The organism is Nocardioides plantarum, from assembly GCF_006346395.1.
Classification (GTDB): Bacteria; Actinomycetota; Actinomycetes; order Propionibacteriales; family Nocardioidaceae; genus Nocardioides; species Nocardioides plantarum.
Genome location: NZ_VDMS01000001.1, coordinates 1,433,441 through 1,456,110 on the forward strand (window position 1 = coordinate 1,433,441; position 22,670 = coordinate 1,456,110).

At 71.7% G+C, this 22,670-nt stretch carries 22 protein-coding genes, 1 tRNA gene and 1 pseudogene; 11 read left to right on the forward strand and 13 right to left on the reverse strand.

Features of this window, described 5'->3' with window-relative positions; genetic code table 11:
* Positions 1–32: 32 nt before the first annotated feature.
* Positions 33–1,442, forward strand: a complete 1,410-nt coding sequence (locus tag FJQ56_RS06745) for a tyrosine-protein kinase domain-containing protein (protein ID WP_140008367.1) — start codon at positions 33–35, stop codon at positions 1,440–1,442.
* Here FJQ56_RS06745 and FJQ56_RS06750 read toward each other — a convergent pair.
* Both FJQ56_RS06750 and FJQ56_RS06755 read right to left on the reverse strand, forming a co-directional pair.
* Positions 1,439–1,987, reverse strand: coding sequence for an arsenate reductase/protein-tyrosine-phosphatase family protein (locus tag FJQ56_RS06750; RefSeq protein WP_170215294.1), 549 nt, complete (start codon positions 1,985–1,987; stop codon positions 1,439–1,441). The genes FJQ56_RS06745 and FJQ56_RS06750 overlap by 4 nt on opposite strands.
* Before the next feature lie 4 nt (positions 1,988–1,991).
* Positions 1,992–2,426 carry a TlpA family protein disulfide reductase gene (locus tag FJQ56_RS06755; RefSeq protein WP_140008369.1) on the reverse strand — a complete coding sequence of 145 codons (435 nt, stop codon included), beginning with the start codon at positions 2,424–2,426 and terminating at the stop codon, positions 1,992–1,994.
* Between the two features lie 115 nt (positions 2,427–2,541).
* On the opposite strand from FJQ56_RS06755, the gene FJQ56_RS06760 reads away from it, so the two are divergent.
* On the forward strand, positions 2,542–4,155 hold the full coding sequence (locus FJQ56_RS06760) for an RCC1 domain-containing protein (protein WP_140008370.1): 1,614 nt from the start codon (positions 2,542–2,544) through the stop codon (positions 4,153–4,155).
* 4 nt (positions 4,156–4,159) lie between these two features.
* Here FJQ56_RS06760 and FJQ56_RS06765 read toward each other — a convergent pair whose 3' ends face one another.
* Positions 4,160–4,462, reverse strand: a complete 303-nt coding sequence (locus FJQ56_RS06765; RefSeq protein WP_140008371.1) for a MoaD/ThiS family protein — start codon at positions 4,460–4,462, stop codon at positions 4,160–4,162.
* An 88-nt stretch (positions 4,463–4,550) separates the two neighbouring features.
* Here FJQ56_RS06765 and FJQ56_RS06770 point away from each other — a divergent pair, with 88 nt between their 5' ends.
* Together FJQ56_RS06770 and FJQ56_RS22635 are read left to right on the forward strand one after the other, a co-directional pair.
* The gene (locus FJQ56_RS06770; RefSeq protein ID WP_140008372.1) at positions 4,551–5,294 is read left to right on the forward strand and encodes a winged helix-turn-helix transcriptional regulator; all 744 of its coding nucleotides are present in this window, start codon (positions 4,551–4,553) and stop codon (positions 5,292–5,294) included.
* Positions 5,295–5,376: 82 nt separating this feature from the next.
* Positions 5,377–6,213: pseudogene (locus FJQ56_RS22635) on the forward strand (acyltransferase family protein); the annotation flags it as partial.
* Positions 6,214–6,375: 162 nt separating this feature from the next.
* On the opposite strand, the gene ygfZ reads toward FJQ56_RS22635, so the two are convergent.
* Entirely contained in the window at positions 6,376–7,320 is a 945-nt protein-coding gene (gene ygfZ, locus FJQ56_RS06780) for a CAF17-like 4Fe-4S cluster assembly/insertion protein YgfZ (RefSeq protein ID WP_140008374.1), read from the reverse strand.
* A 313-nt stretch (positions 7,321–7,633) separates the two neighbouring features.
* On the opposite strand from ygfZ, the gene FJQ56_RS06785 reads away from it, so the two are divergent.
* Positions 7,634–7,996 (forward strand): DsrE family protein, encoded by a 363-nt coding sequence (locus FJQ56_RS06785; RefSeq protein ID WP_140008375.1) that lies wholly within the window; start codon positions 7,634–7,636, stop codon positions 7,994–7,996.
* On the forward strand, positions 7,996–8,814 hold the full coding sequence (mshD, locus tag FJQ56_RS06790; protein WP_140008376.1) for a mycothiol synthase: 819 nt from the start codon (positions 7,996–7,998) through the stop codon (positions 8,812–8,814). The genes FJQ56_RS06785 and mshD overlap by 1 nt, the downstream gene beginning before the upstream one ends.
* Positions 8,815–8,932: 118 nt before the next feature.
* Here the strand turns inward: mshD and FJQ56_RS06795 are convergent, their stop codons facing one another.
* Positions 8,933–9,982, reverse strand: coding sequence for an alpha/beta hydrolase (locus FJQ56_RS06795; RefSeq protein ID WP_246084019.1), 1,050 nt, complete (start codon positions 9,980–9,982; stop codon positions 8,933–8,935).
* Between the two features lie 68 nt (positions 9,983–10,050).
* On the opposite strand from FJQ56_RS06795, the gene FJQ56_RS06800 reads away from it, so the two are divergent.
* The 3 genes from FJQ56_RS06800 (at position 10,051) to FJQ56_RS06810 (ending at position 13,938) form a co-directional block, all read left to right on the forward strand.
* Positions 10,051–12,237, forward strand: coding sequence for an RNA degradosome polyphosphate kinase (locus FJQ56_RS06800; RefSeq protein WP_140008377.1), 2,187 nt, complete (start codon positions 10,051–10,053; stop codon positions 12,235–12,237).
* Between the two features lie 74 nt (positions 12,238–12,311).
* Positions 12,312–12,929, forward strand: a complete 618-nt coding sequence (locus tag FJQ56_RS06805) for a DUF47 domain-containing protein (protein ID WP_211350770.1) — start codon at positions 12,312–12,314, stop codon at positions 12,927–12,929.
* A gap of 4 nt (positions 12,930–12,933) precedes the next feature.
* Positions 12,934–13,938, forward strand: coding sequence for an inorganic phosphate transporter (locus tag FJQ56_RS06810; RefSeq protein WP_140008378.1), 1,005 nt, complete (start codon positions 12,934–12,936; stop codon positions 13,936–13,938).
* A gap of 94 nt (positions 13,939–14,032) precedes the next feature.
* Here the strand turns inward: FJQ56_RS06810 and FJQ56_RS06815 are convergent, their stop codons facing one another.
* From FJQ56_RS06815 to FJQ56_RS06840, 6 genes are all read right to left on the reverse strand, one after another.
* Positions 14,033–15,076, reverse strand: coding sequence for a hypothetical protein (locus FJQ56_RS06815; protein ID WP_140008379.1), 1,044 nt, complete (start codon positions 15,074–15,076; stop codon positions 14,033–14,035).
* A gap of 262 nt (positions 15,077–15,338) precedes the next feature.
* Positions 15,339–16,118, reverse strand: coding sequence for a phosphate ABC transporter ATP-binding protein PstB (gene pstB / locus FJQ56_RS06820; RefSeq protein ID WP_140008380.1), 780 nt, complete (start codon positions 16,116–16,118; stop codon positions 15,339–15,341).
* 18 nt (positions 16,119–16,136) lie between these two features.
* Positions 16,137–17,207 carry a phosphate ABC transporter permease PstA gene (pstA, locus tag FJQ56_RS06825; protein ID WP_140008381.1) on the reverse strand — a complete coding sequence of 357 codons (1,071 nt, stop codon included), beginning with the start codon at positions 17,205–17,207 and terminating at the stop codon, positions 16,137–16,139.
* Positions 17,207–18,163 (reverse strand): phosphate ABC transporter permease subunit PstC, encoded by a 957-nt coding sequence (gene pstC, locus FJQ56_RS06830; protein ID WP_140008382.1) that lies wholly within the window; start codon positions 18,161–18,163, stop codon positions 17,207–17,209. The genes pstA and pstC overlap by 1 nt, the downstream gene beginning before the upstream one ends.
* A 105-nt stretch (positions 18,164–18,268) precedes the next feature.
* Positions 18,269–19,393, reverse strand: a complete 1,125-nt coding sequence (locus FJQ56_RS06835; protein WP_140008383.1) for a phosphate ABC transporter substrate-binding protein PstS — start codon at positions 19,391–19,393, stop codon at positions 18,269–18,271.
* 172 nt (positions 19,394–19,565) lie between these two features.
* Positions 19,566–20,441 carry an NUDIX hydrolase gene (locus FJQ56_RS06840; RefSeq protein WP_140008384.1) on the reverse strand — a complete coding sequence of 292 codons (876 nt, stop codon included), beginning with the start codon at positions 20,439–20,441 and terminating at the stop codon, positions 19,566–19,568.
* A 65-nt stretch (positions 20,442–20,506) separates the two neighbouring features.
* Here FJQ56_RS06840 and FJQ56_RS06845 point away from each other — a divergent pair, with 65 nt between their 5' ends.
* Positions 20,507–21,598 (forward strand): hypothetical protein, encoded by a 1,092-nt coding sequence (locus tag FJQ56_RS06845; protein WP_140008385.1) that lies wholly within the window; start codon positions 20,507–20,509, stop codon positions 21,596–21,598.
* 18 nt (positions 21,599–21,616) lie between these two features.
* On the opposite strand, the gene FJQ56_RS22040 is transcribed toward FJQ56_RS06845, so the two are convergent.
* On the reverse strand, positions 21,617–21,790 hold the full coding sequence (locus tag FJQ56_RS22040) for a hypothetical protein (protein ID WP_170215295.1): 174 nt from the start codon (positions 21,788–21,790) through the stop codon (positions 21,617–21,619).
* Between the two features lie 229 nt (positions 21,791–22,019).
* Positions 22,020–22,223, reverse strand: coding sequence for a cold-shock protein (locus FJQ56_RS06850; protein WP_107698594.1), 204 nt, complete (start codon positions 22,221–22,223; stop codon positions 22,020–22,022).
* 292 nt (positions 22,224–22,515) lie between these two features.
* Between FJQ56_RS06850 and FJQ56_RS06855 the strand changes: the two genes are divergently transcribed.
* Positions 22,516–22,588: transfer RNA gene (locus FJQ56_RS06855), tRNA-Lys, on the forward strand.
* Positions 22,589–22,670 lie beyond the last annotated feature (82 nt).

Genomic DNA, 22,670 nt, shown 5'->3' on the forward strand with positions numbered 1-22,670 from the left:
CTAGGCGGTTGCCGGACGACGGGGCCCCATCGATGGAGTTGCTGGACTACGCCAAGGCGCTACGGGCGCATTGGTTGGGAGCCCTGTTGATCGTCGCGCTGGCGGTGCTCTCCGCGGGGGCCTTCACGCTCACCCAGCCCAAGGTCTACGCCGCCGACGCGCGGGGACTCGTCACGGCCGGCGCCGCGACCGACCCTGGCCTCAGCTCGGTCAGCGACTCCCTCGCCAAGTCCCGCGCCGTGACGTACGTCGACATCGCGAGCAGCCGCGCCGTCGCCGACCTGGTCATCGCCGACCTGGGTCTCGACGAGAGCGCCTCGTCGCTGATCGGGCAGATCGCGATCGAGCAGAAGCCCGACACCGCCCTCATCAAGGTCACGGCCCGGTCGAGCTCGCCCGCCGCCGCGCGGAGCCTGGCCGACGCCTGGGTCAAGGCGCTCGCCGCGCGGGTCGCCCAGATCGAGGACCCCGACGGCGCGGGCGCGACGGGCGTCATCGGCATCGAGCCCGTCGAGGCCGCCGCCCTGCCGAGCACCCCGGTCTCCCCCCGCCCCACGCTCAACCTCGCCCTCGGCCTCCTCCTCGGGGGCCTGCTGGCGATCGCCTACGCCGTGCTCCGCTCGATGATCGATCGGCGCCTGCGGGCCGACGACGAGATCGAGCGGCGCTTCGCGGTGCCGATCGCCGGCCGCGTCCCCGTCCAGAGCGGTCGCACCGGGCTGTTGGTCTCGAGCACGGTCGACCACGGCTCCTGGGACGCCGGCGAGGCGTTCCGCAAGCTGCGCACCAACCTGTCCTACATGAGCGTCGACGACCCGCCGCGGGTCATCGTCGTGTCCAGTCCCCGACCCGAGGACGGCAAGTCGACGGTGGCGGCCAACCTCGCGGCCGCGATCGCCCTGTCCGGGCAGGCCGTCACCCTCATCGACGGCGACCTGCGCCGCCCGAGCGTGGCCGAGCTGCTCGGTCTGGTGGAGGGCGCCGGGCTGACCGACGTGCTGATCGGGCAGGCCGACCTCGCCGACGTGCTCCAGGACCACGCCGACCTGCCCCAGCTCACCGTGCTCGCCGCAGGCAGCACCCCGCCCAACCCCAGCGAGCTCCTGGGCTCGCTGGCGATGCAGGGACTGCTGCGCGAGCTGGCCCTCGAGGGTCTCGTCATCGTCGATGCCCCGCCGCTGCTTCCCGTGACCGACGCCGCCGTGCTGACCCGGCACGCCGACGGGGCGCTCGTGGTCGTGTCCCACGGTCGCACGCTCGACACCGACCTGGCCGAGTCGCTGAAGCAGCTCGAGGCCGTCCAGGGCCGGGTCCTGGGCGTCGTGTTCAACCGGGTCCCCCGGCGCCGGGGGCCCAAGGACTACTACGGCTCGCCCACGAAGGCGCCGGCGCCGAGCCCCGTGGCCGTGACTGCCGGCGGGGGCCGTCGCAAGGCCCGTTAGGGCTGGACGCGAAGGGCTCCGGCGATCTGGTCGACACAGTCCGCCAGCTGGTCCGCGACCTGCCGGTGCACCTCGAGAGACGCACCGATGGGGTCGGCGACGTCCAGGTCCGCCGTGACCCGGGCGCGTCGCGTCGCCGCCGCCGCCACGAGCGCGCGCGGCGCGAGGCCGTGGAGCTCCTCGGTGCGGATGATCTGCGCGAGCTCGACGATGGTGAACGAGCGCCGCATCAGGCGCGGCGCCATGCGCAGGACCTCGGTCCGCAGGTGCCGGGTGGCGGTCAGCACGAGGTCCTGCTCGGCCAGGACTGCCGGGGAGATCCGCCGGGAGAGGAAGCCGTCGGCGTCGCCGCCCAGGCGCCCGAGCTGGGCCGCGGCATCGGCGTCCATCGGCATCCCGGCCGGACCACGGGTGCCGGCGCTCGTGACGAGCAGCTCCGAGCCCGCCACGCCGAGCCGCGCCCGCAGGAGCCGCTCGGCCAGCGGCGACCGGCACTGGTTGCCGACGCACACGACGAGGACCCGCCAGGGCGCCGAGTCCGTCACGACGTCAGTCTGGCAGTGAGCGCAGCACCTGCTCGCGCGTAGGGGCGCCCGCCGCCCGGCCGAGCTCACGGCCGTGGGGGTCCAGGACGATCGTCGTCGGGGTGCGGGTGACGTGGAGCGCACGCACGAGGTCGAGGTGCTTCTCGGCGTCGACCTCGACGTGGCGCACGCCGTCGTGGTGGTCGGCCACGTCGGCCAGCACCACCCGGGTCGTGCGGCAGGGCGCGCAGAACGCGCTGGAGAACTGGACCAGGGTGGCGCGCTCCCCCAGCTCGGTCTCCCACGGGGTGCCGGCGAGGAGGGAGTCGGTCACGGGCTCGTCCTGTTCCGTCGGAGCGTGCTGGGTGTCGGCGAAGCGGCCGTCGGTACGGCGTCGCCACAGGCCGAAGCCGAGGGCGACCACGACGGCCGCGATCACGACGTACGCGCCGGTGGTCATGGTGGTCTAGAACGGGTTGCCGAGCTGCGTCATTCCCGCCCGGGAGACCCGTGAGCCGGATAGCGTCCGAGCATCGGGGCCACCCAGGCCGCGCGCTCGTGAACGGCCACCTCGGATGACCTCCCCCACACCCTTCACTGTCGGACGCCGTACGGCGATCGGCGCCGCTGCCTGGTCGGTGCCGGTGATCACCGTCGCCACCGCCGCGCCGGCCCTCGCCGCCTCGGCCGCGGGAGTCCTGTCGCAGGTCGATCCCGCCGCTGCGGTGTTCACGCTCGGTGGGGCACCCCGGTCGGTCCAGGCCCGCCTCCTCGACGACACGACGCCCGTGGCCGGCCAGACGGTGGTCTTCACCCTGTCGAGCACCGCCTGGGCCACGTTCCCGGGCGGAGCCGCCACGGCGGCCGTGGTCACGGACGCCGACGGCCTGGCGACGACCAGCGTCGTGCCGAGGTCGGGTGCCGGGCCCGCGCTGGGCACCGCCGTGACCGTCACCGCGAGCCGCCAGTCCTCCATCGTGCCGTGGAGCGTCGTCGACGGTCGGGTCGACGCCGTCGCGCCGGGGCCCGGCGCGTTCCACCGGCTCGCGATCAGCGGGAGCCGCGTCTACAGCTGGGGCTACGACGCCAACGGCGAGCTGGGCAACGACGGGACCTCACATCCCTCGCCCGTCCCGGTCCTGACGACGAACACCCCGATGGACGGCAAGGACATCGTCGCCGCCGCCGCCGGCGTGGAGCACTCCCTGGCCGTGGACTCCGACGGCGCCGTCTACGCCTGGGGACGCAACAACTGGGGCCAGCTCGGCAACTGGGACGCCGACGGCAGCACGCCGTTCGCGGTGGACACCACCAGCGGCAGCTCCCTGCAGGGCAAGCAGGTCACGGCCATCGCCGGCGCCTACTACCACTCGGCGGCCGTCGCCTCGGACGGCACCGTGCACAGCTGGGGCTACGGCGGCGAGGGCGAGCTCGGCGCCGCCGGCAGCACCTACAGCGGGGTCCCGATCGCCGTGGTCACCTCGGGAGCGTCGTCGATCGCCGGCAAGGCGGTCACCGCCATCGCGTGCGGCCTGTTCCACACCGTCGCCCTGGCCTCGGACGGGTCCGTGCACTCCTGGGGGATGGGACGGGGCGGCCGGCTCGGGGACGGCACGACCACCAACCGCAGCATCCCGGTCGCCGTCGACGCCACCGGAGCGTCGTCCCTCGCCGGCAAGACCGTCACCGCGATCGCCTGCGGCGAGGAGCACACGATCGCGCTCGCCTCCGACGGCACCCTGCACGCCTGGGGCGTCGGCGACTGGGGCCAGCTGGGCAACGGCGCCTACGACAACAGCCCGACACCGGTCGCCGTGGTTACCACCGGTACGTCGATCGAGTCCCGGACGATCATCGCCGTGGCGGCCGGCGGCAGCCACACGGTCGCGCTGGCCGACGACGGCACCGTGCACACGTGGGGCGTCGGCAGCGAGGGCCAGCTCGGTGACGGCGGCGGCAACGGCCGGGTCGCGCTCGCGGGCGCCGTGACCACCGCCGGCACCCCCATGGCCGGCCGGTTCGTCACCGGGATCGCGGCAGGTGCGAACACCACCTACGCGACCAGCAGCGACCGGCTCGGGTTCGCCTGGGGCGCCAACCGGTCCGCGGCCCTCGGCGACGGGACCCCCGTCGACACCCAGGACCCGTCGTACGTGCCGGTCCAGGTTGCGGCCGTCGCGTCCGTGTAGGGCGTCAGCCACCCGCGAACGGCGGCAGGAACTCCACGCTCTCGCCGGGCTGCACGACGACGGTGGCGGGGTCGAGGGACTTGACCGGGCGGTCGCCCACCAGGACCGAGCACGCCTCGAGCACCTGCGGGAGGCGGGTGCCGGCGTGGTCGTCGGCGAGGCGGCGTACGAGGTCGAGGAGGGTCACCGGGCCGTCGACGGCGAGGGACTCGGTGTCGGTGCCGGCGGCCTCGCGGGCCGACGCCCAGTAACGAACGAGGATGACCTGCGTCTCAGTTCGGTTACTCGGACTGCCTGTGTCGCTCACGTTTCGGTATTCTCCACCCTCAGGTAAACGGCCGGAACCCGACGACGTGTCCCGGTCCTACACCCGCATCGTGTGGGAGGGGACCACCATGAGCACACTTCTTCTCTTGACCAGCGCCCTGCAGCCCTCGGCCGAGGTGCTGCCGGCGCTCTCGCTGCTCGGTCACGGCGTCAAGATCCTGCCGGCCGAGGGCAGCGCGCTGCTCGAGGCGCCCGACTCCGACCTGCTGCTGGTCGACGGGCGGCAGGACCTCGCCGGCGCGCGCGACCTGTGCCGCCTGATCCGCACCACCGGCACCGACGTCCCCGTGCTGCTCGTCGTCACCGAGGGCGGCCTGTCCGTCGTCAGCCACGACTGGGGCATGGACGACGTCGTGCTCCACACGTGCGGCCCGGCCGAGCTCGAGGCGCGCATCAAGCTGGCCATCGGCCGGCTCACCGCCGCCCGCGACGCGGCCGACCCCGAGGCCCACGTCATCCGCTCCGGCGAGGTGGTCGTCGACGAGGCGACCTACACCGCCAAGATCGGCGGGCGCGCGCTCGACCTGACGTTCAAGGAGTTCGAGCTCCTCAAGTTCCTCGCCCAGCACCCCGGCCGGGTCTTCAGCCGCCAGCAGCTGCTGCAGGAGGTGTGGGGCTACGACTACTTCGGCGGCACCCGCACCGTCGACGTCCACGTCCGGCGGCTGCGCGCCAAGCTCGGTGTCGAGAACGAGACCCTCATCGGCACCGTGCGCAACGTCGGCTACCGCTTCGTGCTGCCGGCCAAGGAGAAGGAGTCGGTGGTCGCCGACGCCGCGCGGGTCACCGAGCGGGCGTCGCAGGACGCCTGACGTTCACCCGGAGTCCGGTTCGGGCTCCTAGCGTCGGGGCGTGGCCGAGACCTGCGTGACCGAGCGCCGCGCCTGGGTCGACGTGCTGCGCACGGCGCTCGTGCTGAGCGTGATCGCCTACCACGTGCGCAACGGCGCGGTCGCGGCCGGCGAGGGCGTGCCCGGGTGGGTGGACGCCACCGTCCGGGCGCTCGAGCCGGTGCGGATGCCGGTGCTGATGATGCTCGCGGGGCTGTTCCTGCCGCGCGGACTGGCCAAGGGCACGCGACGCTACGTCGCCGGCAAGGCCAGCGCCCTCGTGGCGCCGTACGTCGGGTGGTTCCTGCTCTTCTACTGCGTGCTGCTCGCCGACGACCACCGGCCGACCGACCGGTGGTGGATCGAGATCGTAGTGCCGCAGACGCCGCTGTGGTTCCTGTGCTTCCTGATCGGCTTCTTCGCCCTCGCGCTCCCCCTGCGTACGCCGGCCCGGCGGCTGGGTGCGCTCGGCGCCGTGGTGGCGTGGCTGGAGCTCGTCGGCGACACCGACTGGCACTTCGGGTTCTACCTCGGGTGCTTCCTGCTCGGCAGCGTCGTCACCGACCAGGCGCCGCGGGTGTCGGGGGTGTCGCGGCGGGTGTCGCGGCGGTGGGGGTGGGTGGCCACGGTGGCGGCGCTCGGGCCCGTGGTGTGGGCGATGCGCGAGGCCGTGGTGACCGACCACACCGACCGGACCCCGGCCTGGATCGCCATCGCCGCCTGCGCCCTGCTCGTCGGACGTGGTCTCGCGCTGCTGGTGGCTCCGACGCCCGTGGGGCGGTGGCTGGCGTCGTACGGCTCGATGACGGTGGTGGTCTACCTCGTCCACACCGCACTGCTCGCGGCGGTGCCCACGCCGGCCGGCGCGTGGTGGCCGTCGCTCGCGCTCACCGTCGCGGTCGCGCTCGCGGCCGTCGAGGTCGTGCGCCGCGACGAGCGGTGGTGGCTGCTGTTCGACGTACGGCGGGGGTGGCGGGCCTGGCGAGGCGGGATAGTCCCTGACGTAAATCAAGGATCTGCCGCCCCGGACCTTGATTTACGTCAGGGACTATCCCGACGGCCGTCAGCGCAGACGGGGCCGCACGTGGAGGCCGACCTCGGGGTCGACGACGACCTCCTGGGCGGCGGCGACGCCGTCGACCATGACCTCGGCGTCGAGGGCGGTGTTGCGCTTGAGCAGGGCCAGTGCGATCGGGCCGAGCTCGTGGTGACGCGCGCTGGAGCCGACGAACCCGACGGCCTTGTCGCCCAGCAGCACCTCGGACCCGGCCGCGGGTAGCCGGTTCTCGGACCCGTCGAGGTGCAGCAGCGTCAGCCGGCGCGGCGGGCGGCCGAGCGTGTGCACCCGCGCGACCGTCTCCTGGCCGCGGTAGCAGCCCTTGTCGAGGTGGACCGCGGGCCCGATCCAGCCGACCTCGTTGGGGATCGTGCGGTGGTCGGTGTCGACGCCGAACCGCGGCTCACCGCGCGCGATGCGCAGCGCCTCGTAGGCCCAGTGGCCGGCGGCGGGGCCGGCCGCGGCGGCGTACGTCGTCAGCTCGGCGCGCGGGACCAGCCGGTGGCCGGTGCTCGGGCGCCAGGTGAGGGCCAGCTCGTCGGTCACGTCGGTGATCTCGGCGCGCATCATGAACTTCATCCGCTCCAGGAACTCCGCGAGCGCACCCGCGCGACCCGGCTCGGTCCACACGGTGAGCGCCTCGCCGTCGTCGGTGCCACGGAACTCGTGCTCGACGTGGCCCTGCGGGCTGAGGACCAGCGCCTGGGTGAGGACGCCGGGCTGCAGGTCGGTGAGGTGCTGGGTGGTGATGTTGTGCAGCCAGGTCAGCCGGTCGGGGCCGGCGATGCGCAGCACGTCGTGGTGGGACAGGTCGACGAACCCCTCCCCCGTCTCGCGGCCCGTCTCGAGCGCACGCTGCTCGGTGTTGAACGAGCCGTAGTGGGCGGCGACCGGGGCGTCGATGCCGTTGCCGGCGACCGCTCCGGGCAGGTCGAGGAGAGGACTGCGCATGGGTTCCACTGTCGCAGAACGCTCCTGGGGGCTCGTCGATTCCGTCGGGTACGCCGGCTGCGGCGGTCTCGAGGCTCAGGCCTGGCGGCCTTCGCACCTCGACCGACGTCGGCACCCGTCGGCTGAGGTGCGAGCGGAGCGAGCCCCACGTCGGCTGAGGTGCGAGCGGAGCGAGCCCCACGTCGGCTGAGGTGCGAGCGGAGCGAGCCCCACGTCGGCTGAGGTGCGAGCGGAGCGAGCCCCACGTCGGCTGAGGTGCGAGCGGAGCGAGCCTCGAAGCCACGTGACCGCCGGTCGCCGTAGGGTCGAGGACATGCCCAGATCCCTTGCCGTGAAGCTGACCTGCGGGGCCGAGGCCGCGGAGCGGGCCAACCAGGCGCTGACCGTCGCGGCGTCCGCCGTGGCCGCCGGCGCCGACGTGTCGTTGTGGCTGACCGGTGAGGCCGTGTGGTTCGGCGTGCGCGACCGGTGCCCCGACCTCGGGCTCGAGCACGCCTCCCCCGCCGCGACCCTGGTCGAGGCCGTGCGCGCGGGCGGCTCGGTGACGGTCTGCTCGCAGTGCGCGGCCCGCCGGTCGTTGACCGAGGCCGACCTGGTCGACGGGGCGCGCATCGCCGGCGCCGTCGCGTTCACCGAGCTCGTCCTGCGCGACGGCGTGCAGGCGTTGGTCTACTGATGAGCACCCCTGATGTGCAGGAGACCATTGCCGCGGTCCGCTCAGCGTGCCTGCAGTACGACGGCCACGACCCGCTCGACGAGGCCGTGGCGCTGGCGCTCAAGCACCACGGCACCGACGGTGCGTCGGTGGCGGTCGCCGACGGCGGGTTCGCGCTGGTGCGCCACGACGAGCTGACGCTCGCGGTCGCGCCGCAGGCGCGGCGCCGGGGCCTCGCCGGACGGCTGCTGACGGAGGTCGCGCCCGCCGCGCGGGCCTGGTCGCACGGCGACCACCCGGGGGCTGCGGCCCTGGCTGCTCGCCGCGGCTGGCGTCGTACGAGGGATCTGTGGGTGATGCGCCGCCCGACCTCGATCCCGTTGCCCGAGCTCGTCGCGCCCGACGGCATCCGGGTGCGCGGCTATCGCGACGCCGACGCCGAGCAGGTGCTGGCGGTCAACGCGGCGGCGTTCGCCCACCACCCCGAGCAGGGGTCGCTCGACGCGACCGGCCTCGCCGAGCGGATGGCCGAGCCCTGGTGGGACCCCGCCGGCCTCGTCATCGCGGCCGACGCGGACGACCGGGTGCTGGCCTTCCACTGGACCAAGCAGCACGACGCGGCGCTCGGCGAGGTCTACGTCGTCGCCGTCGGACCTAACGCCCAGGGCCGCGGCCTGGGCCGGGTCGTCACGCTCGCCGGGCTCCACCACCTCGCGGGCCTCGGCGTCGCCGAGGTGCTGCTCTACGTCGAGTCCGACAACGCCCCCGCCGTGCGGCTCTACGGCTCGCTCGGCTTCGAGCACGCCGCGCGCGACACCCACGTGCAGTACTCCGCCTGAGTCGGGGCTCGCCTCCCCCTCCCTACTCACGGGCCGGGATAGTCCCTGACGTAAATCAAGGCCCGGGGCCGGAAACCCTTGATCTACGTCAGGGACTATCCCGCCGGCCGGGGCAGCGTCAGGCGCCCAGACCCGCGCGCAGCGCCGCCGCGATCTCGTCGACCGCCGCCCGCGAGCGGCGCCCGACCCCCACGATGTTGAAGAACCCGTGGATCTGGTCGGGGAACCGCTTCAGCTCGACCGTCACGCCCGCGTCGGCGAGCCGCCGGGCGTAGGCCTCGCCCTCGTCGCGCAGCGGGTCGAAGCCGGCGGTGGCGACGTACGCCGGCGCCAGCGCGTCGGCCAGGTCGGTCAGGTCGGCGTAGTGCGGCGAGGCGCGCGGGTCGCGGCGCGACTCGAGGTCGGGGGTGTAGCTCTCGGTGGCCAGGTCCATGAACCCGCTGGTGAGGTAGAACCCCTCGCCGAACAGCGCGAAGCTGCGGGTGTCCCGCTCGTAGTTGTCGGTCGCCGGGTAGACGAGCAGCTGGAAGGCCAGCGGCAGGCCCGCACGGGCGGCCTCGATCGCGACGACGGCCGCGAGGTTGCCGCCGGCCGAGTCACCGCCGACGGCGAGCCGGTCGGGGTCCGCGCCGAGGGTCGCGGCGTGCTCGACGACCCAGCGATAGGCCGCCACGGCGTCGTCGTACGCCGCGGGGAAGGGGTGCTCGGGGGCCAGCCGGTAGTCGACGGCGAGCACCCGCACACCGGCGGCCTCGGCCAGGACCCGGCACGACGCGTCGTGGCTGTCGAGGTCGCCGTAGATGAACCCGCCGCCGTGCAGGAAGACCAGCAGCGGGCTGCGCGCGGCCGCCCCGCGCGGCGTGTAGAGGCGGGCCGGCACTCCCCCGGCGGACAGGTCGCGTACGGCGCCGATCGGCTGGGTGCGTCCTGTCATCGCCGCCTGGTGCGTGATGGCCTCACGCCCCTGGACGACGGGCAGCGTCTCGGCCCCCGGGATCCGGGCCACGCGCTGCAGGCGCAGCATCAGCTGGGTCTCGGGGGCCAGGGTCTGCCCGTCGACCACCACGGGCCGGCCGGCGAGGGCCCGTTGGACCCGCTCGGGCAGGGCCATGGTGGCGCGGAGGAGCTCGGCCTCGGCGCGGCCACGGACGGTGGCGAGGATGGTCACGTCGGCAACCTACCGCCGGCGCGCGCCGGGTTTGCTCCGCGTTCACCGGTCGGTGACAGACTCGCCGCATGTCGCTCGAGATCGTCCCGGACCCCGCACGCTCGGCGGCCAGCGCCACCGGCGTTCCCGACGAGGCCTACGAGGTCGACCTGCCCTACGTGCCCGACGCCGACCTGGTGGCCGCGGTGAAGAAGTTCGACAACCGGTTCCTCGACCGCGAGCTGTCGTGGCTGAAGTTCAACCAGCGGGTGCTCGAGCTCGCCGAGGACGAGTCGCTGCCCCTGCTGGAGCGCACCCGCTTCCTGGCCATCTTCACCAGCAACCTCGACGAGTTCTTCATGGTCCGCGTCGCCGGTCTCAAGCGACGCATCGCCGCCGGGCTCGCCGTACGCGCGGCGTCGGGGATGATGCCGCGCGAGGTCCTCGAGCAGATCTGGTCGACCACCCGCGAGCTCAGCGAGCGCCACGCCCACGTCTTCCGCGACACCCTGGTGCCGGCGCTGCGCGAGCACGAGATCGAGCTGGTCCGCTGGGACGACCTCGACGCGGAGGAGCAGAAGTCCTGCAAGAAGCTCTTCAAGAACCGGATCTTCCCGGTCCTCACCCCCCTCGCCGTCGACCCGGCGCACCCGTTCCCCTACATCTCCGGCCTCTCGCTCAACCTGGCCGTCGTCATCCGCAACCCCCAGACCGGCAAGGAGCACTTCGCCCGGGTCAAGGTGCCGCCGATCTTCGACCGCTTCGTCCCCCTGGGCGCGTCCGGTACGTCGGGGCGAGGCGCCCGGTTCGTGCCCCTCGAGGACGTCATCGGGGCCCACCTCAAGCGGCTCTTCCCCGGCATGGAGGTGCTCGAGGCCCACACCTTCCGGGTCACCCGCAACGAGGACCTCGAGGTCGAGGAGGACGACGCCGAGAACCTCCTCGCCGCCCTCGAGAAGGAGCTGCTGCGGCGCCGGTTCGGGCCGCCCGTGCGGCTCGAGGTCGAGGAGTCCATCTCCCAGGGCGTGCTCGACCTGCTCAAGGAGGAGCTCGGGGTCACCGGCGACGAGGTCTTCCGGCTGCCCGGCCCGCTCGACCTGCGCGGGCTGCACGGCATCGCCGACCTCAGCCACGAGGTGCTCAAGTACCCCGCGTTCGTCCCGACGACCCACGCCCGTCTGGCCGAGGTCGAGTCGGCCTCGCCGGTCGACGTCTTCAAGGCCGCGCGGCGCCACGACGTGCTCCTGCACCACCCCTACGACTCGTTCTCGACCTCGGTGCAGCGCTTCATCGAGCAGGCCGCCGCCGACCCGCACGTGCTGGCGATCAAGCAGACCCTCTACCGCACCTCCGGCGACAGCCCGATCATCGATGCCCTCATCGACGCGGCCGAGGCCGGCAAGCAGGTCCTGGTGATCGTCGAGATCAAGGCCCGCTTCGACGAGTCCGCCAACATCCGCTGGGCGCGCAAGCTCGAGCAGGCCGGCTGCCACGTCGTCTACGGGCTGGTGGGGCTCAAGACCCACTGCAAGCTCGCGATGGTCGTGCGCGACGAGCCCGAGGGCATCCGCCGCTACACCCACATCGGCACCGGCAACTACAACTCCAAGACCGCGCGCCTCTACGAGGACCTCGGCCTGATCACCACCGACGAGTCCATCGGCGAGGACGTCGCCCACCTGTTCAACAACCTCAGCGGCTGGTCACGCAACGCCTCCTACGGCGAGCTCCTCGTCGCGCCCGACTCGGTGCGCGACGGGCTGGTCGCCCAGATCCACCGCGAGATCGCCCACCACGCCGCCGGCCGCGACTCGGGCATCCGGCTCAAGGCCAACTCGGTGGTCGACGAGGCCGTCATCGACGCGCTCTACCTCGCCTCCCAGGAGGGCGTGCAGGTCGAGCTGCTCGTGCGCGGCATCTGCGCCCTGCGCCCCGGCGTGCCCGGGCTGTCCGACCACATCACCGTGCGCTCGATCCTCGGGCGGTTCCTGGAGCACAGCCGGGTCTTCTGGTTCGCCAACGGCGGCGACCCCCAGGTCTGGATCGGCTCGGCCGACATGATGCACCGCAACCTCGACCGCCGCGTCGAGGTCCTGGTGCGCCTGCCCGACCCCGAGAGCGTCGCCGAGGTCGGCGGGCTGCTCGACCTGGCGTTCGCGCCGACCACCGACGCGTGGGACCTGGGCAGCGACGGCGAGTGGACCCGCACCCACGGCGAGGTCCACCTGCAGGAGCGGCTCATCGAGCGCCAGCGGCGGCGGCGTACGACGTCCTGACCGGGGAGTTGCCCACCCACGGCACCCACCCCCTACGCTGGTCGACGTTTGCCTCCACCTCACCAGGAGTTCACGTGGGTCTGCGCTTCCGTCCGGTCGACACGGCGTTCTACGACCTCTTCACCGAGCAGGCCCAGCACTTCGTGACCGGTGCCGGGCTCCTCGCGGAGATGCTCGCTGAGACGTCCGACAAAGCCGACGTCGCGGCGCGCATGCGTGCCGCCGAGCACGACGCCGACGAAACGACCCACGCCCTCGTGCGCCGGGTCAACAGCACCTTCGTGACGCCGTTCGACCGCGAGGACATCTACGCCCTGGCCTCCGGGCTCGACGACGTGATGGACGAGATGGACGAGGTCGTCGACCTGATCCTGCTCTACGAGGTCAAGGTGCTCCCCGCCGAGCTCTCCCAGCAGGTCGAGGTGCTCCAGCGGTGCGCCGAGCTGACCGCCGAGTGGATGCCCAAGCTGCAGTCCCCGCAAGCGCTCGAGGAGTACTGGATCGAGATCAACCGCCTCGAGAACGCCGGCGACAAGAACCACCGCCGCACCCTGGCGCTGCTGTTCTCCGGCGAGTACAAGACGCTCGAGGTCCTCAAGCTCAAGGACGTGGTCGAGTCGCTCGAGCGCGCGGTCGACTCGTTCGAGAAGGTCGCCAACATCGTGGAGCAGATCGCCGTCAAGGAGAGCTGACCACGTGTCCCTCACCCTGGCGATCGTCATCGCCGTCGTCGTCATCGCGCTCGCGTTCGACTACACCAACGGCTTCCACGACGCCGCCAACGCGATCGCCACCTCGGTCTCCACGCGCGCCCTGACCCCCCGCGTCGCCCTGACCCTCGCCGCGGTCATGAACTTCGTGGGCGCCCTCCTCGGCCAGGAGATCGCCAACACGGTCAGGGACGTGATCTCACCAGGCGACGGCAACCAGGGCCTGATCATCGTGATGTCGGGCCTGCTCGGCGCCATCACCTGGAACCTCATCACCTGGTGGTTCGGCCTGCCGTCGTCCTCCTCGCACGCGCTGATCGGCGGGCTCGTCGGCGCGGCCATCGGCGGCGGCGCCGACGTCGACTGGGCCAAGATCGTCGAGAAGGTCCTCATCCCGATGGTCCTGTCGCCGCTGTTCGGCTTCGCCGCGGCGTTCGTCGTGATGCTGTCGATCATGTGGATCTTCCGGCGCCGCAACCCCCACAAGGTGATGCGCGGCTTCCGGATGATGCAGACCGTCTCGGCCGCCGCGCTCGCCCTGGGCCACGGCCTGCAGGACGCCCAGAAGACGATGGGCGTCATCTTCCTGGCCCTGCTCACCGGCGGCTACGCCTCCGCCGGCGACGACCTCCCCCTGTGGGTCGTCATCGCCGCCGCCTCGGCCATCTCCGCCGGCACGTACGCCGGGGGCTGGCGCATCATGCGCACCCTCGGCCGCAAGATCATCGACCTCGACCCGGCCCGCGGATTCTCCGCCGAGGCCGTCGGCGCGAGCGTCCTCTACACGACGGCGTTCGTCTTCCACGCCCCCATCTCCACCACCCACACCATCACCTCGGCTGTGATGGGCGCCGGCGCCACCAAGCGCTTCTCCGCCGTACGGTGGGGCGTCGCCCGCAGCATCCTCGCCGCCTGGATCCTCACCTTCCCGATGGCCGGCATCGTCGCCTGGCTCTGCTACGAGGTGCTCACCGTCCTCATCCCGGTGTGACGTCGGCTCGGGGCGCGGGATAGTCCCTGACGTAAATCAAGGGTCTGGGCGCAGCGGCCTTGATTTACGTCAGGGACTATCCCGACGACGACGTTCAGGACGCCCGATAGCGCAAGAACCTGGCCCGCTGGTCGGGGGTCAGGGCCCGCCGCTGGTCGACGGTCGTGGTCGGCACCCACCACCTGGGCGGGGTCACGGTCCACCGGCGATCCGCCGCGGGGCTTCGCTCGGCTCGGCGGTAGGCGTCGGCGAGTCGAGCGACGAAGGCGCCGGGAGCGTGCCGATCGTCAGCCACCATCGTGACCACCTCGACGCCGTGGGCCCGGAGCACGCCCTCCCGTCGTACGTCGCCGGCCCGGACCGCCCGGTCGAGGTGGACCGCGCCCTCGTACTCCCCCGCCACGCCCGCCACGGGGTCGAACACGTCGGGGGTCGCCACGTGGCGACCGGACAGGTCGAACAACGGCGCGTTGCACAGCGGCATGGGCCGACCTGCGTCGAGGACCCAGGTCATCACGAGGTCGAGCTCCGGGGGCGACCAGCAGTTCTCGGTCGCCAGGGGCACCGCAGCCCGCGCCTGCGGAACGCCGGTCAGGGCGTTCTGACCGGGGGTGAGGAACTCGCTCATCTCCTCGATCGACACGATGTCGTCGTACGCCGCCATCGACAGCTCACGGGCGGCGGCTCGCGTCGACGGTGCGTAGCGCATCAGGTAGGAGACCGCCACGCGCGGGTCGACCATCCGAACGCCGTCGACCTCACCTCGAAGCTCGACGTGCACGGCCTCGCCGGACAGGAACAGGCCGTCGCGCGGGCGGATGTCGTGGGTGCTGATGACGATCTCGACGGGCCGTGGCATCCCGTGGGGGTCGATCCCGGTGAACCATCGCGCACGGCGCCAGTGCAGGGCTGCCCACCCGGTGATGGCGTGGCCGCCGATCATCACCATCGACGCCTCGACGATGCGCTGGGGAGTCGACTGCTCGACCCAGGCCGGGAGGTAGAGGCCACGCGACGTACGACGAACGTGCTTGCCCTGGGACTGCGACCGCGTCGGACCCGTCTCACCGCTCGGGTCGAGCCGGCCCGGGCGGTAGAGCCCGGGACGCGCGGGATGCCACGGCTCCGGTGCGAACACCCGCCCACTATCGGACGGATCGTCGACCGCGCGTTCCGTTCTCCACAGGCCCCGTCGTACGGCGTCCGGCCCGGGCCCCCTCGGGCGCGCGCCAGCGGCGCGATAGTCCCTGACGTAAATCAAGGGATCCGGCCGCGGCGCCTTGATTTACGTCAGGGACTATCCCGACGACCGACCCGGACCGACCCGGAACGGCCCGGAACGGCCCGGAACGGCCCGGAACGGCCCGGAACGGCCCGGAACGGCCCGGAACGGCAGAGGCTCAGCCGAAGCGACCCGAGATGTAGGCCTCGGTGGAGGGCTCGTCGGGGTTGGAGAACATCTTCTTGGTGGGGTTGAACTCGACCAGGTGTCCGGGCTCCCCGGTGGCCTTGAGGTTGAAGAAGCCGGTCTCGTCGGAGACGCGGGCGGCCTGCTGCATGTTGTGGGTGACGATGACGATCGTGTAGTCGGCCTTCAGCTCGTGGATGAGGTCCTCGATGGCCGAGGTGGAGATCGGGTCGAGGGCCGAGCAGGGCTCGTCCATGAGCAGCACCTGCGGCTCGACAGCGATCGCGCGGGCGATGCACAGACGCTGCTGCTGACCGCCGGACAGCCCCATGCCGGGCTTGTTGAGGCGGTCCTTCACCTCGTTCCAGAGGTTGGCGCTGCGCAGCGACTTCTCGACGATCGTGTCGGACTCGGCCTTCTTGATGCGCTTGGAGTTGAGCTTGTTGCCGGCCAGCACGTTGTCGTAGATCGACATCGTCGGGAACGGGTTGGGGCGCTGGAAGACCATCCCGATCTGCCGGCGTACGGCGACGGGGTCGACCCCGGGGCCGTAGAGCGACTGGCCGTCGACGACGACCTTGCCCTCGACGCGGGCGCCGGGGATGACCTCGTGCATGCGGTTGAGCGAGCGCAGGAAGGTCGACTTGCCGCAGCCCGACGGGCCGATGAACGCGGTCACCGCACGGGCCTTGATCGTCATGTTGACGCCCTGCACCGCAAGGAAGTCGCCGTAGTAGATGTTGAGGTCAGAGACGTCGATGCTCTTGGCCATGGTGTCTTTCCCTGCTTCCTAGTTGCCCGTCTTGGGGGCGTAGAACCTGCCGATGACCCGAGCCACGAGGTTGAGGACGAGCACGATCACGATGAGCACCAGCGCAGCACCCCACGCGAGCGGGATCGTCTCCTGGTCGGAGTTGAACGAGAAGATCTGCACCGGCAGCGTGGTCATCGCGCCGTCGAACGGGTTGGTGTTGGTCTTGGCGGCCAGACCGGCGATCAGCAGCAGCGGCGCCGTCTCGCCGATCACGCGGGCGATGGCCAGCGTGACACCGGTGATGATGCCGCCGAGCGTCGTCGGGAGGACGACCTTGACGATGGTGCGCCACTTCGGCGTGCCCAGGGCGTACGCCGCCTCGCGCAGCTCGTCGGGGACCAGCCGGAGCATCTCCTCGGTGGCCCTGACCACGATCGGGATCATCAGCAGCGACAGGGCGACCGAGCCGCCGACGCCGCCCTGGAAGTCGGCGCCGAAGAGCAGCGTGAAGAGCGCGAAGGCGAACAGGCCGGCGACGATCGAGGGGATGCCGGTCATCACGTCGACCAGGAAGGTGACGACGCGGGCCAGGCGGTTGCCCTTGCCGTACTCGACGAGGTAGATCGCGGCGAGCACCCCGATCGGGATCGAGATGATGGCCGCACCCACGGTGATGATCAGCGTGCCCATGATGGCGTGGTAGATGCCGGGCGGCTGGTCGAGCTGGGTGGCGAACAGCGAGTAGGTGAGGAACTCGGTGTTGATCACGCCACGGCCGCGGTCGACGACCGTGTAGATCAGCGACACCAGCGGCACCATCGCGACCACGAAGGTCGACCAGATCAGCCCGGTCATCATCCGGTCGGTGGCGCCGCGGCGTCCCTCGACGGCGAGCGACCACGCCGGGAGGACGACCAGGTAGACCAGGCCGCCGACGATCGCGGAGCCGACCAGCGGCCACGACATGATCTGCCAGCAGAACAGGGCGATCGCGATCGCGATGACCCCCACCAGGAGCGGCGCCTGCCGCGGCAGCTTGGCCGCGGTGATCGACATCGAGGCGCGGGGCTCCTCGGCGACGGGAGCCTTGGAGAGATCGGTGCTCATCAGCGCGCCATCTTCCGCTCGGAGCGGCCGACGATCCAGCGGGCCGCGAAGTTGACGATGAAGGTGAGGAGGAAGAGCACGAGACCGGTCGCGATCAGCACCGAGAGCAGCTCGTCGGAGCGCTCCTTGTACTTGCTGGCGATGTTGGCCGCGATCGAGGAGTTGCCGGGCCCGAGCAGGTCGAGGTTGAAGCCACCGAGCGAGAGCACCATGGCCACGGCCATCGTCTCGCCGAGCGCGCGCCCCAGGCCGAGCATGGTGGCCGACACCATGCCGGAGCGGCCGTAGGGGAAGACGGTGAGCCGCATCATCTCCCAGCGCGTGGCGCCCAGGGCGAGCGCCGCCTCCTGGTTGAGGCGCGGGGTGCGCGAGAAGACCTCGCGGGTGATCGCGGTGATGATCGGCAGGATCATGATCGCCAGGACGACTCCGGCGGTCAGGATCGTGCGACCGCTCCGGGAGACGTCGCCGTCGAAGATCGGGAGCCACGAGAAGTAGTCGTTGAGGAAGGTGAAGACCGGGACCATCTGCGGCGCCAGGACGATGACGCCCCACAGGCCGAACACGACGCTGGGTACGGCGGCGAGCAGGTCGATCAGGTAGGCCACCGGCACCGCGATCCAGCGGGGTGCGTAGTGGCTGATCACCAGCGCGATGCCCCAGGCCAGCGGGACGGCGACGATCAGCGCGATGACCGAGGCGATCAGGGTGCCACCGAGCAGCGGGGCGACGTAGCCGACGAAGTTGTCGGACCGCGGGGCGTAGACCTCGGCTGCCTGGGTGAAGCCGGGCGCCCCCTTGACGAACAGGAAGACGAAGACGCTCGCGAGGGCGAGCAGGATGATCAGGCTCGCCCCGAGCGTCAGCCCGGCGAAGATCCGGTCCCCGAGGCTGGTGACCTTGCGGGGTGCGGCTTCCTTGGCCGGAGGCCGTTCCTTGGTGGTGGTGGTGCTCACTGAGCAGTCCTTCGCGGGCGTGATGTGAAGCAGGCGGGACGAATCATGCCGGGAACGCGGGTCGGGTGGGGCCGACGTACCAGCCCCACCCGATCCGCGGCTGGATCAGGAGCCGATCTTGGCGACGATCTCCTGGGCCTTCTTGGCGGTGGCCTCGCCGAGCGGGGCGGAGCCGGCCTCCTTGGCCGCCTGCTCCTGACCGGCGTCGGAGACGATGTAGGACAGGTAGCCCTTGACGTTCTTGGCGGTGTCCGCGTCGTCGTACTTCTGGCAGGCCACGAGGTAGGACAGCAGGACGACCGGGTAGGCGCCCTCCTCGGTCGTGGTGCGGTCGAGCGCGACGGCCATGTCGACGTCGGAGACGCCCTCGGCCGGCGGCGAGGCCTCGAGGACCTTGGCGGCACCCTCGGGCGACGGGGCGACGAAGCTCTCGCCGACCTGGACCGACACCTTGCCGAGGCCCTCGGCCTGGCTGTTGTCGGCGTAGCCGATAGCACCCTCGATCGTGCTGATCTGCTGGATGACGCCGGAGGTGCCGTCAGCGGCCTCGCCCTTGACCGGGAACGCGTCCTCGGCCTCGTAGGGCCAGGACTCCGGAGCGGCCTTGCCGAGGTAGTCGGTGAAGTTCTTGGTGGTGCCCGAGTCGTCGGAGCGGTGCACCGGGGTGATGTCGGTGTCCGGCAGCGTCACGCCGTCGGCCTGCTCGTCGGGGATGTCGCTCCACTTCTTGATCTTGCCGTCGAAGATCTTCGCGATCGTGTCGGCCGAGGCCTGGACCGAGTCGATGCCGGGCAGGTTGAACGCGACCGCGATCGGCGAGACGTAGGCCGGGACCTGGATCGGCTCGGTGCCGCCGCAGGTCTTCTTGGCCGCGGTGAGCTGGCCGTCGTCGTCGTTGAGCGCGGAGTCCGTGCCGGCGAAGGCCGCTGCACCCTCGACGAACGAGGCGCGACCGTCGGTCGAGCCGACGGGCTGGTACTGGACCTCGAAGCCGTCGTTGGCGCCCTGGATGCCGATGGCCCAGGCCTCCTGGGCCTTCTCCTGCGAGGTGGCGCCGGCGCCCTTGAGGACACCGGTCAGGCCGGCGCTCTCGGGGCCGCTGGAGCTGCCACCGTCGCCGGAGTTGTCAGAGCCGCCGTCCTCGTTGGAGGCGCCGCAGGCCGAGAGGGCCAGGACGGTGAGTACGGCGATGCCGGGCACGAACGCGCGGCTGAGGGAAGTGCGAGTCACTTCGGGGTCTCCTTGTGATTCATCTTGTGAGTGGCAAGAAGAACTGTGGGGAGGCGAGGTGGACGGATCGGCCGTCGATGGTGAACGAGGGGTGAACTCGGTCCGCCCACTCGGCGACGGGAGCCTGTGACCTGGGCAACAGGTCGGTGAACTCGCTCGGCGTGACCTTGACTCAGCGCACGAGATGGCGTTCAGTGCCCGCCACGCGGCCCTTGCGCAGGTGCGCGACGAGCATCTCGCCCGGGTCGAGCCCCGGGTCCTCGAGTCCCAGCGCCGCGAACACCTCGGGCAGCACCGGCCGGTGGGTGCACACCACGGTGCTGCGTCCCTCGGCGACCAGGGCGAGCGTGTCGGTGACCACCCGTCGTACGCCGGCCGGTGACGCGCCCTCCTCCGAGAGCCGGCGTCGGGTCACGAGGTCCCAGCCGGTCATGCCGGCGAAGGGGGCCAGGGTCTGGCGGCACCGCAGGCTGGTCGAGCTGACCAGCTGCGTGACGCCGTACGCCGCCAGCACGGGCACCAGTCGCTCGGCCTGCAGCTCGCCGGCGCGGAGCAGCGGGCGCTCGGTGTCGTCGCGACGCCAGGCGCTGCGCGAGCGGGCGCGGCCGTGGCGGAGCACGACCAGGGCGTGGGTACGGCGGCGGCGTCCCAGGGCCTCGGCCAGGGTCGCGGAGTCGTGGTCGTAGGTCAGCAGGTCGGCGGCCTCGTCGAGGTCGACCCAGCGCACCGCGTCGATCTCGTCGTTGGCCCGGTAGCGGCTCACGTCGTCGTCACCGACGACCCGGCCGGTCCAGTAGTGGACGGTCTTGTGACCGGCCAGGACCCGATAGGCCTGGTCGTGCAGGGGCAGGCAGAGCCGGACGTGGAGCCCGGTCTCCTCGGCGACCTCGCGCACGGCCGCGGTCGTGGCGTGCTCGCCGGGGTCGAGCTTGCCCTTGGGGAAGGACCAGTCGTCGTACTTGGGACGGTGCACGAGCAGGACACGACGGCCGGGGCGGAAGACGACGACGCCTGCGGCACGCACGGCCTTCGCGGCGGGGGCGGGCACGACGACTACTCTCGCACCACTTCTCCGACCACGAGAAGGCGGAGCACCGGAGGAGGGGTCGCCACGTGGCACGCGCGCGGTGGAAGGTCGTGATCGCGGCGGTCGTGGCCCTCGTGCTGGTCGCGGCCCTCACGCTCGTGCTGGTCCACGTGCTCGGCGGCGACGACCACGAGGAGCGGGCCCGCGCGGCCCGCTCGGCCGGCGCCTCGTTCGACCAGGCCTACCTCCTCGCGCCCGACGACGCCCAGCGTGTGCTGTGGACCGACTGGGGCGCCGTACGCGACGAGCTCGGGGTGAGCCTCGACGCCCGGTCCTCCGCCGAACAGGTCGAGGACCTGATCTCGCGTGGCTTCGACGCCGACCTCACCACCGCCACCGCCCTCGGCGAGTCCGCCGGCACCATGCAGCAGAAGCTCGCCTTCTCCCCCGCGACCCTCGAGTGGGAGCTGTTCACCCAGTCGGCCGCGGCGGCGACCCTGACCATGCGCCTGGGCGGAGGGGTGAGCACCGACGACGTGGCGGCGGCCCTGCGCCAGCTCAAGTACGCCGAGCCCGACGACCCCGACGGGGTGTGGGCCACCACCTCCGACATCTCGATCTCCGGCCAGCTCACCCCCGAGCTCCTCTTCGTCGGCCTGGACCGCGACTCCGGCCTGGTCTTCGCCTCCGATCGGGTTGGCGGCGTCGACGACGCCCGCAAGGCCGCCGCCGAGGCCGACCCCGGAGCCGTGCCGAGCACGGTGGTCGACGCCCTGGGCAGCCCCGTCGTCGCGATCACCTACGACGCGACCTACGCCTGCAGCGCCCTGGCCATGGCCAACGCCGACCCCTCGGAGCAGGCCGCCGGCGAGGCCCTGGTCGCGCAGGCCGGGAAGGTCAACCCGCTCACCGGCTTCGGCATCGCGGCCGAGCCCGGCGGAGGCGTCCGGGTCGCGCTGGGGTTCGAGTCGTCGACGCAGGCGCGCACCAACGCCGACACCCGCGCCACGCTCGTCGCCGGCGACGCCCCGGGCCAGGGGGGCGCCTTCACCGACCGGTTCACCGTCGGCGACGTGATGGCGGACGGTGACGTCGTACGGATGGATCTCGAGCCGCGCGAGGGCGAGTACGTGATCTCCGACCTCAGCAGCGGGCCGGTGCTCTTCGCGACCTGCTGAGCAGGAGGCGACCCGGGGTCAGCTGGCGCGACGCGGGTGCGGCGGCACCGGGACGACCCCGAGGATGCGGTCGATCTCGTCGGACCCCAGCCGCTCGTCGGCCTCACTGGCCGCGATGATCAGGTTGGTGGTCAGCTCGACCTCGCCCAACAGGTCGACGTCCTCGAGGGACACGTCGAATTGGTCGTACATCCGTGGTCCCTCCGCTCCCGATCGCCCGATAGAACCGCCCGGCCATCCTACGGGGTGGGCGGTAGGGATCGAGATGGCTAAGGCGGGTGATTCGGAACCTTCCGGCGTGACTAGGGAACCTTCACGCCGCGAGGCCCCGCGTGCTACGCGCCGGGTCCGCCCGGACGCGCCGAGGCCCCGCCGTCGGGGACGGCGAGGCCTCGGTGGTGGTCTGGTGACCAGCTGGGTGTCAGACCGGGCGGACGTTCTCCGCCTGCGGGCCCTTGGGGCCCTGGGTGACGTCGAACTCGACCTTCTGGTTCTCGTCGAGCGACTTGTAGCCGTTGGTCTGGATCGCCGAGTAGTGCACGAAGACGTCGTCGCCGCCGTCCTCCTGCGCGATGAAACCGAAACCCTTCTCGGCGTTGAACCACTTCACGGTGCCCTGAGCCATTGCTCAATTCTCCTTAGTCGGGGCGAGAGCCGCCACGTCGGCGACCCACAACAGGTGCGGTGACACGTCGCTCCGACCCGTGGGATCCACCACAAACCAGAAACGCCGTTGGATCACGTACTCCTTAGGCGTCAGAACCAGCTGGAACTTGCATCTGTTGCACTGCCGACCCTATCAAGCACGACCGCGAGCGACACCCCTCACCACCCCCTCAACCGGTTCGGACGTGTGAACTTCGTACGACGGACCGGTGTCGCCCGGGCCACCGCGCGTCCTGCGATACTGGCTCCGCGGGCCCCTAGCTCAATTGGCAGAGCTGAGGACTTTTAATCCTTAGGTTGTGGGTTCGAGTCCCACGGGGCCTACTCAGGCACGAGCTCGAGCGCGCGCGGGTCACTGTCACGAGGTGGTGGCGCCCGGCTGCTCGTCGCGGTGGGCGATGCTGCT

Excerpts from the sequence above, each read along its gene's own strand:
- FJQ56_RS06745 (WP_140008367.1), top strand. The coding sequence starts at position 33 with ATGGAGTTGCTGGACTACGCCAAGGCGCTACGGGCGCATTGGTTGGGA.
- FJQ56_RS06755 (WP_140008369.1), bottom strand. The coding sequence starts at position 2,426 with ATGACCACCGGCGCGTACGTCGTGATCGCGGCCGTCGTGGTCGCCCTC.
- FJQ56_RS06760 (WP_140008370.1), top strand. The coding sequence starts at position 2,542 with ATGACCTCCCCCACACCCTTCACTGTCGGACGCCGTACGGCGATCGGC.
- FJQ56_RS06770 (WP_140008372.1), top strand. The coding sequence starts at position 4,551 with ATGAGCACACTTCTTCTCTTGACCAGCGCCCTGCAGCCCTCGGCCGAG.
- ygfZ (WP_140008374.1), bottom strand. The coding sequence starts at position 7,320 with ATGCGCAGTCCTCTCCTCGACCTGCCCGGAGCGGTCGCCGGCAACGGC.
- FJQ56_RS06785 (WP_140008375.1), top strand. The coding sequence starts at position 7,634 with ATGCCCAGATCCCTTGCCGTGAAGCTGACCTGCGGGGCCGAGGCCGCG.
- mshD (WP_140008376.1), top strand. The coding sequence starts at position 7,996 with ATGAGCACCCCTGATGTGCAGGAGACCATTGCCGCGGTCCGCTCAGCG.
- FJQ56_RS06800 (WP_140008377.1), top strand. The coding sequence starts at position 10,051 with ATGTCGCTCGAGATCGTCCCGGACCCCGCACGCTCGGCGGCCAGCGCC.
- pstB (WP_140008380.1), bottom strand. The coding sequence starts at position 16,118 with ATGGCCAAGAGCATCGACGTCTCTGACCTCAACATCTACTACGGCGAC.
- pstA (WP_140008381.1), bottom strand. The coding sequence starts at position 17,207 with ATGAGCACCGATCTCTCCAAGGCTCCCGTCGCCGAGGAGCCCCGCGCC.
- FJQ56_RS22040 (WP_170215295.1), bottom strand. The coding sequence starts at position 21,790 with ATGTACGACCAATTCGACGTGTCCCTCGAGGACGTCGACCTGTTGGGC.
- FJQ56_RS06850 (WP_107698594.1), bottom strand. The coding sequence starts at position 22,223 with ATGGCTCAGGGCACCGTGAAGTGGTTCAACGCCGAGAAGGGTTTCGGT.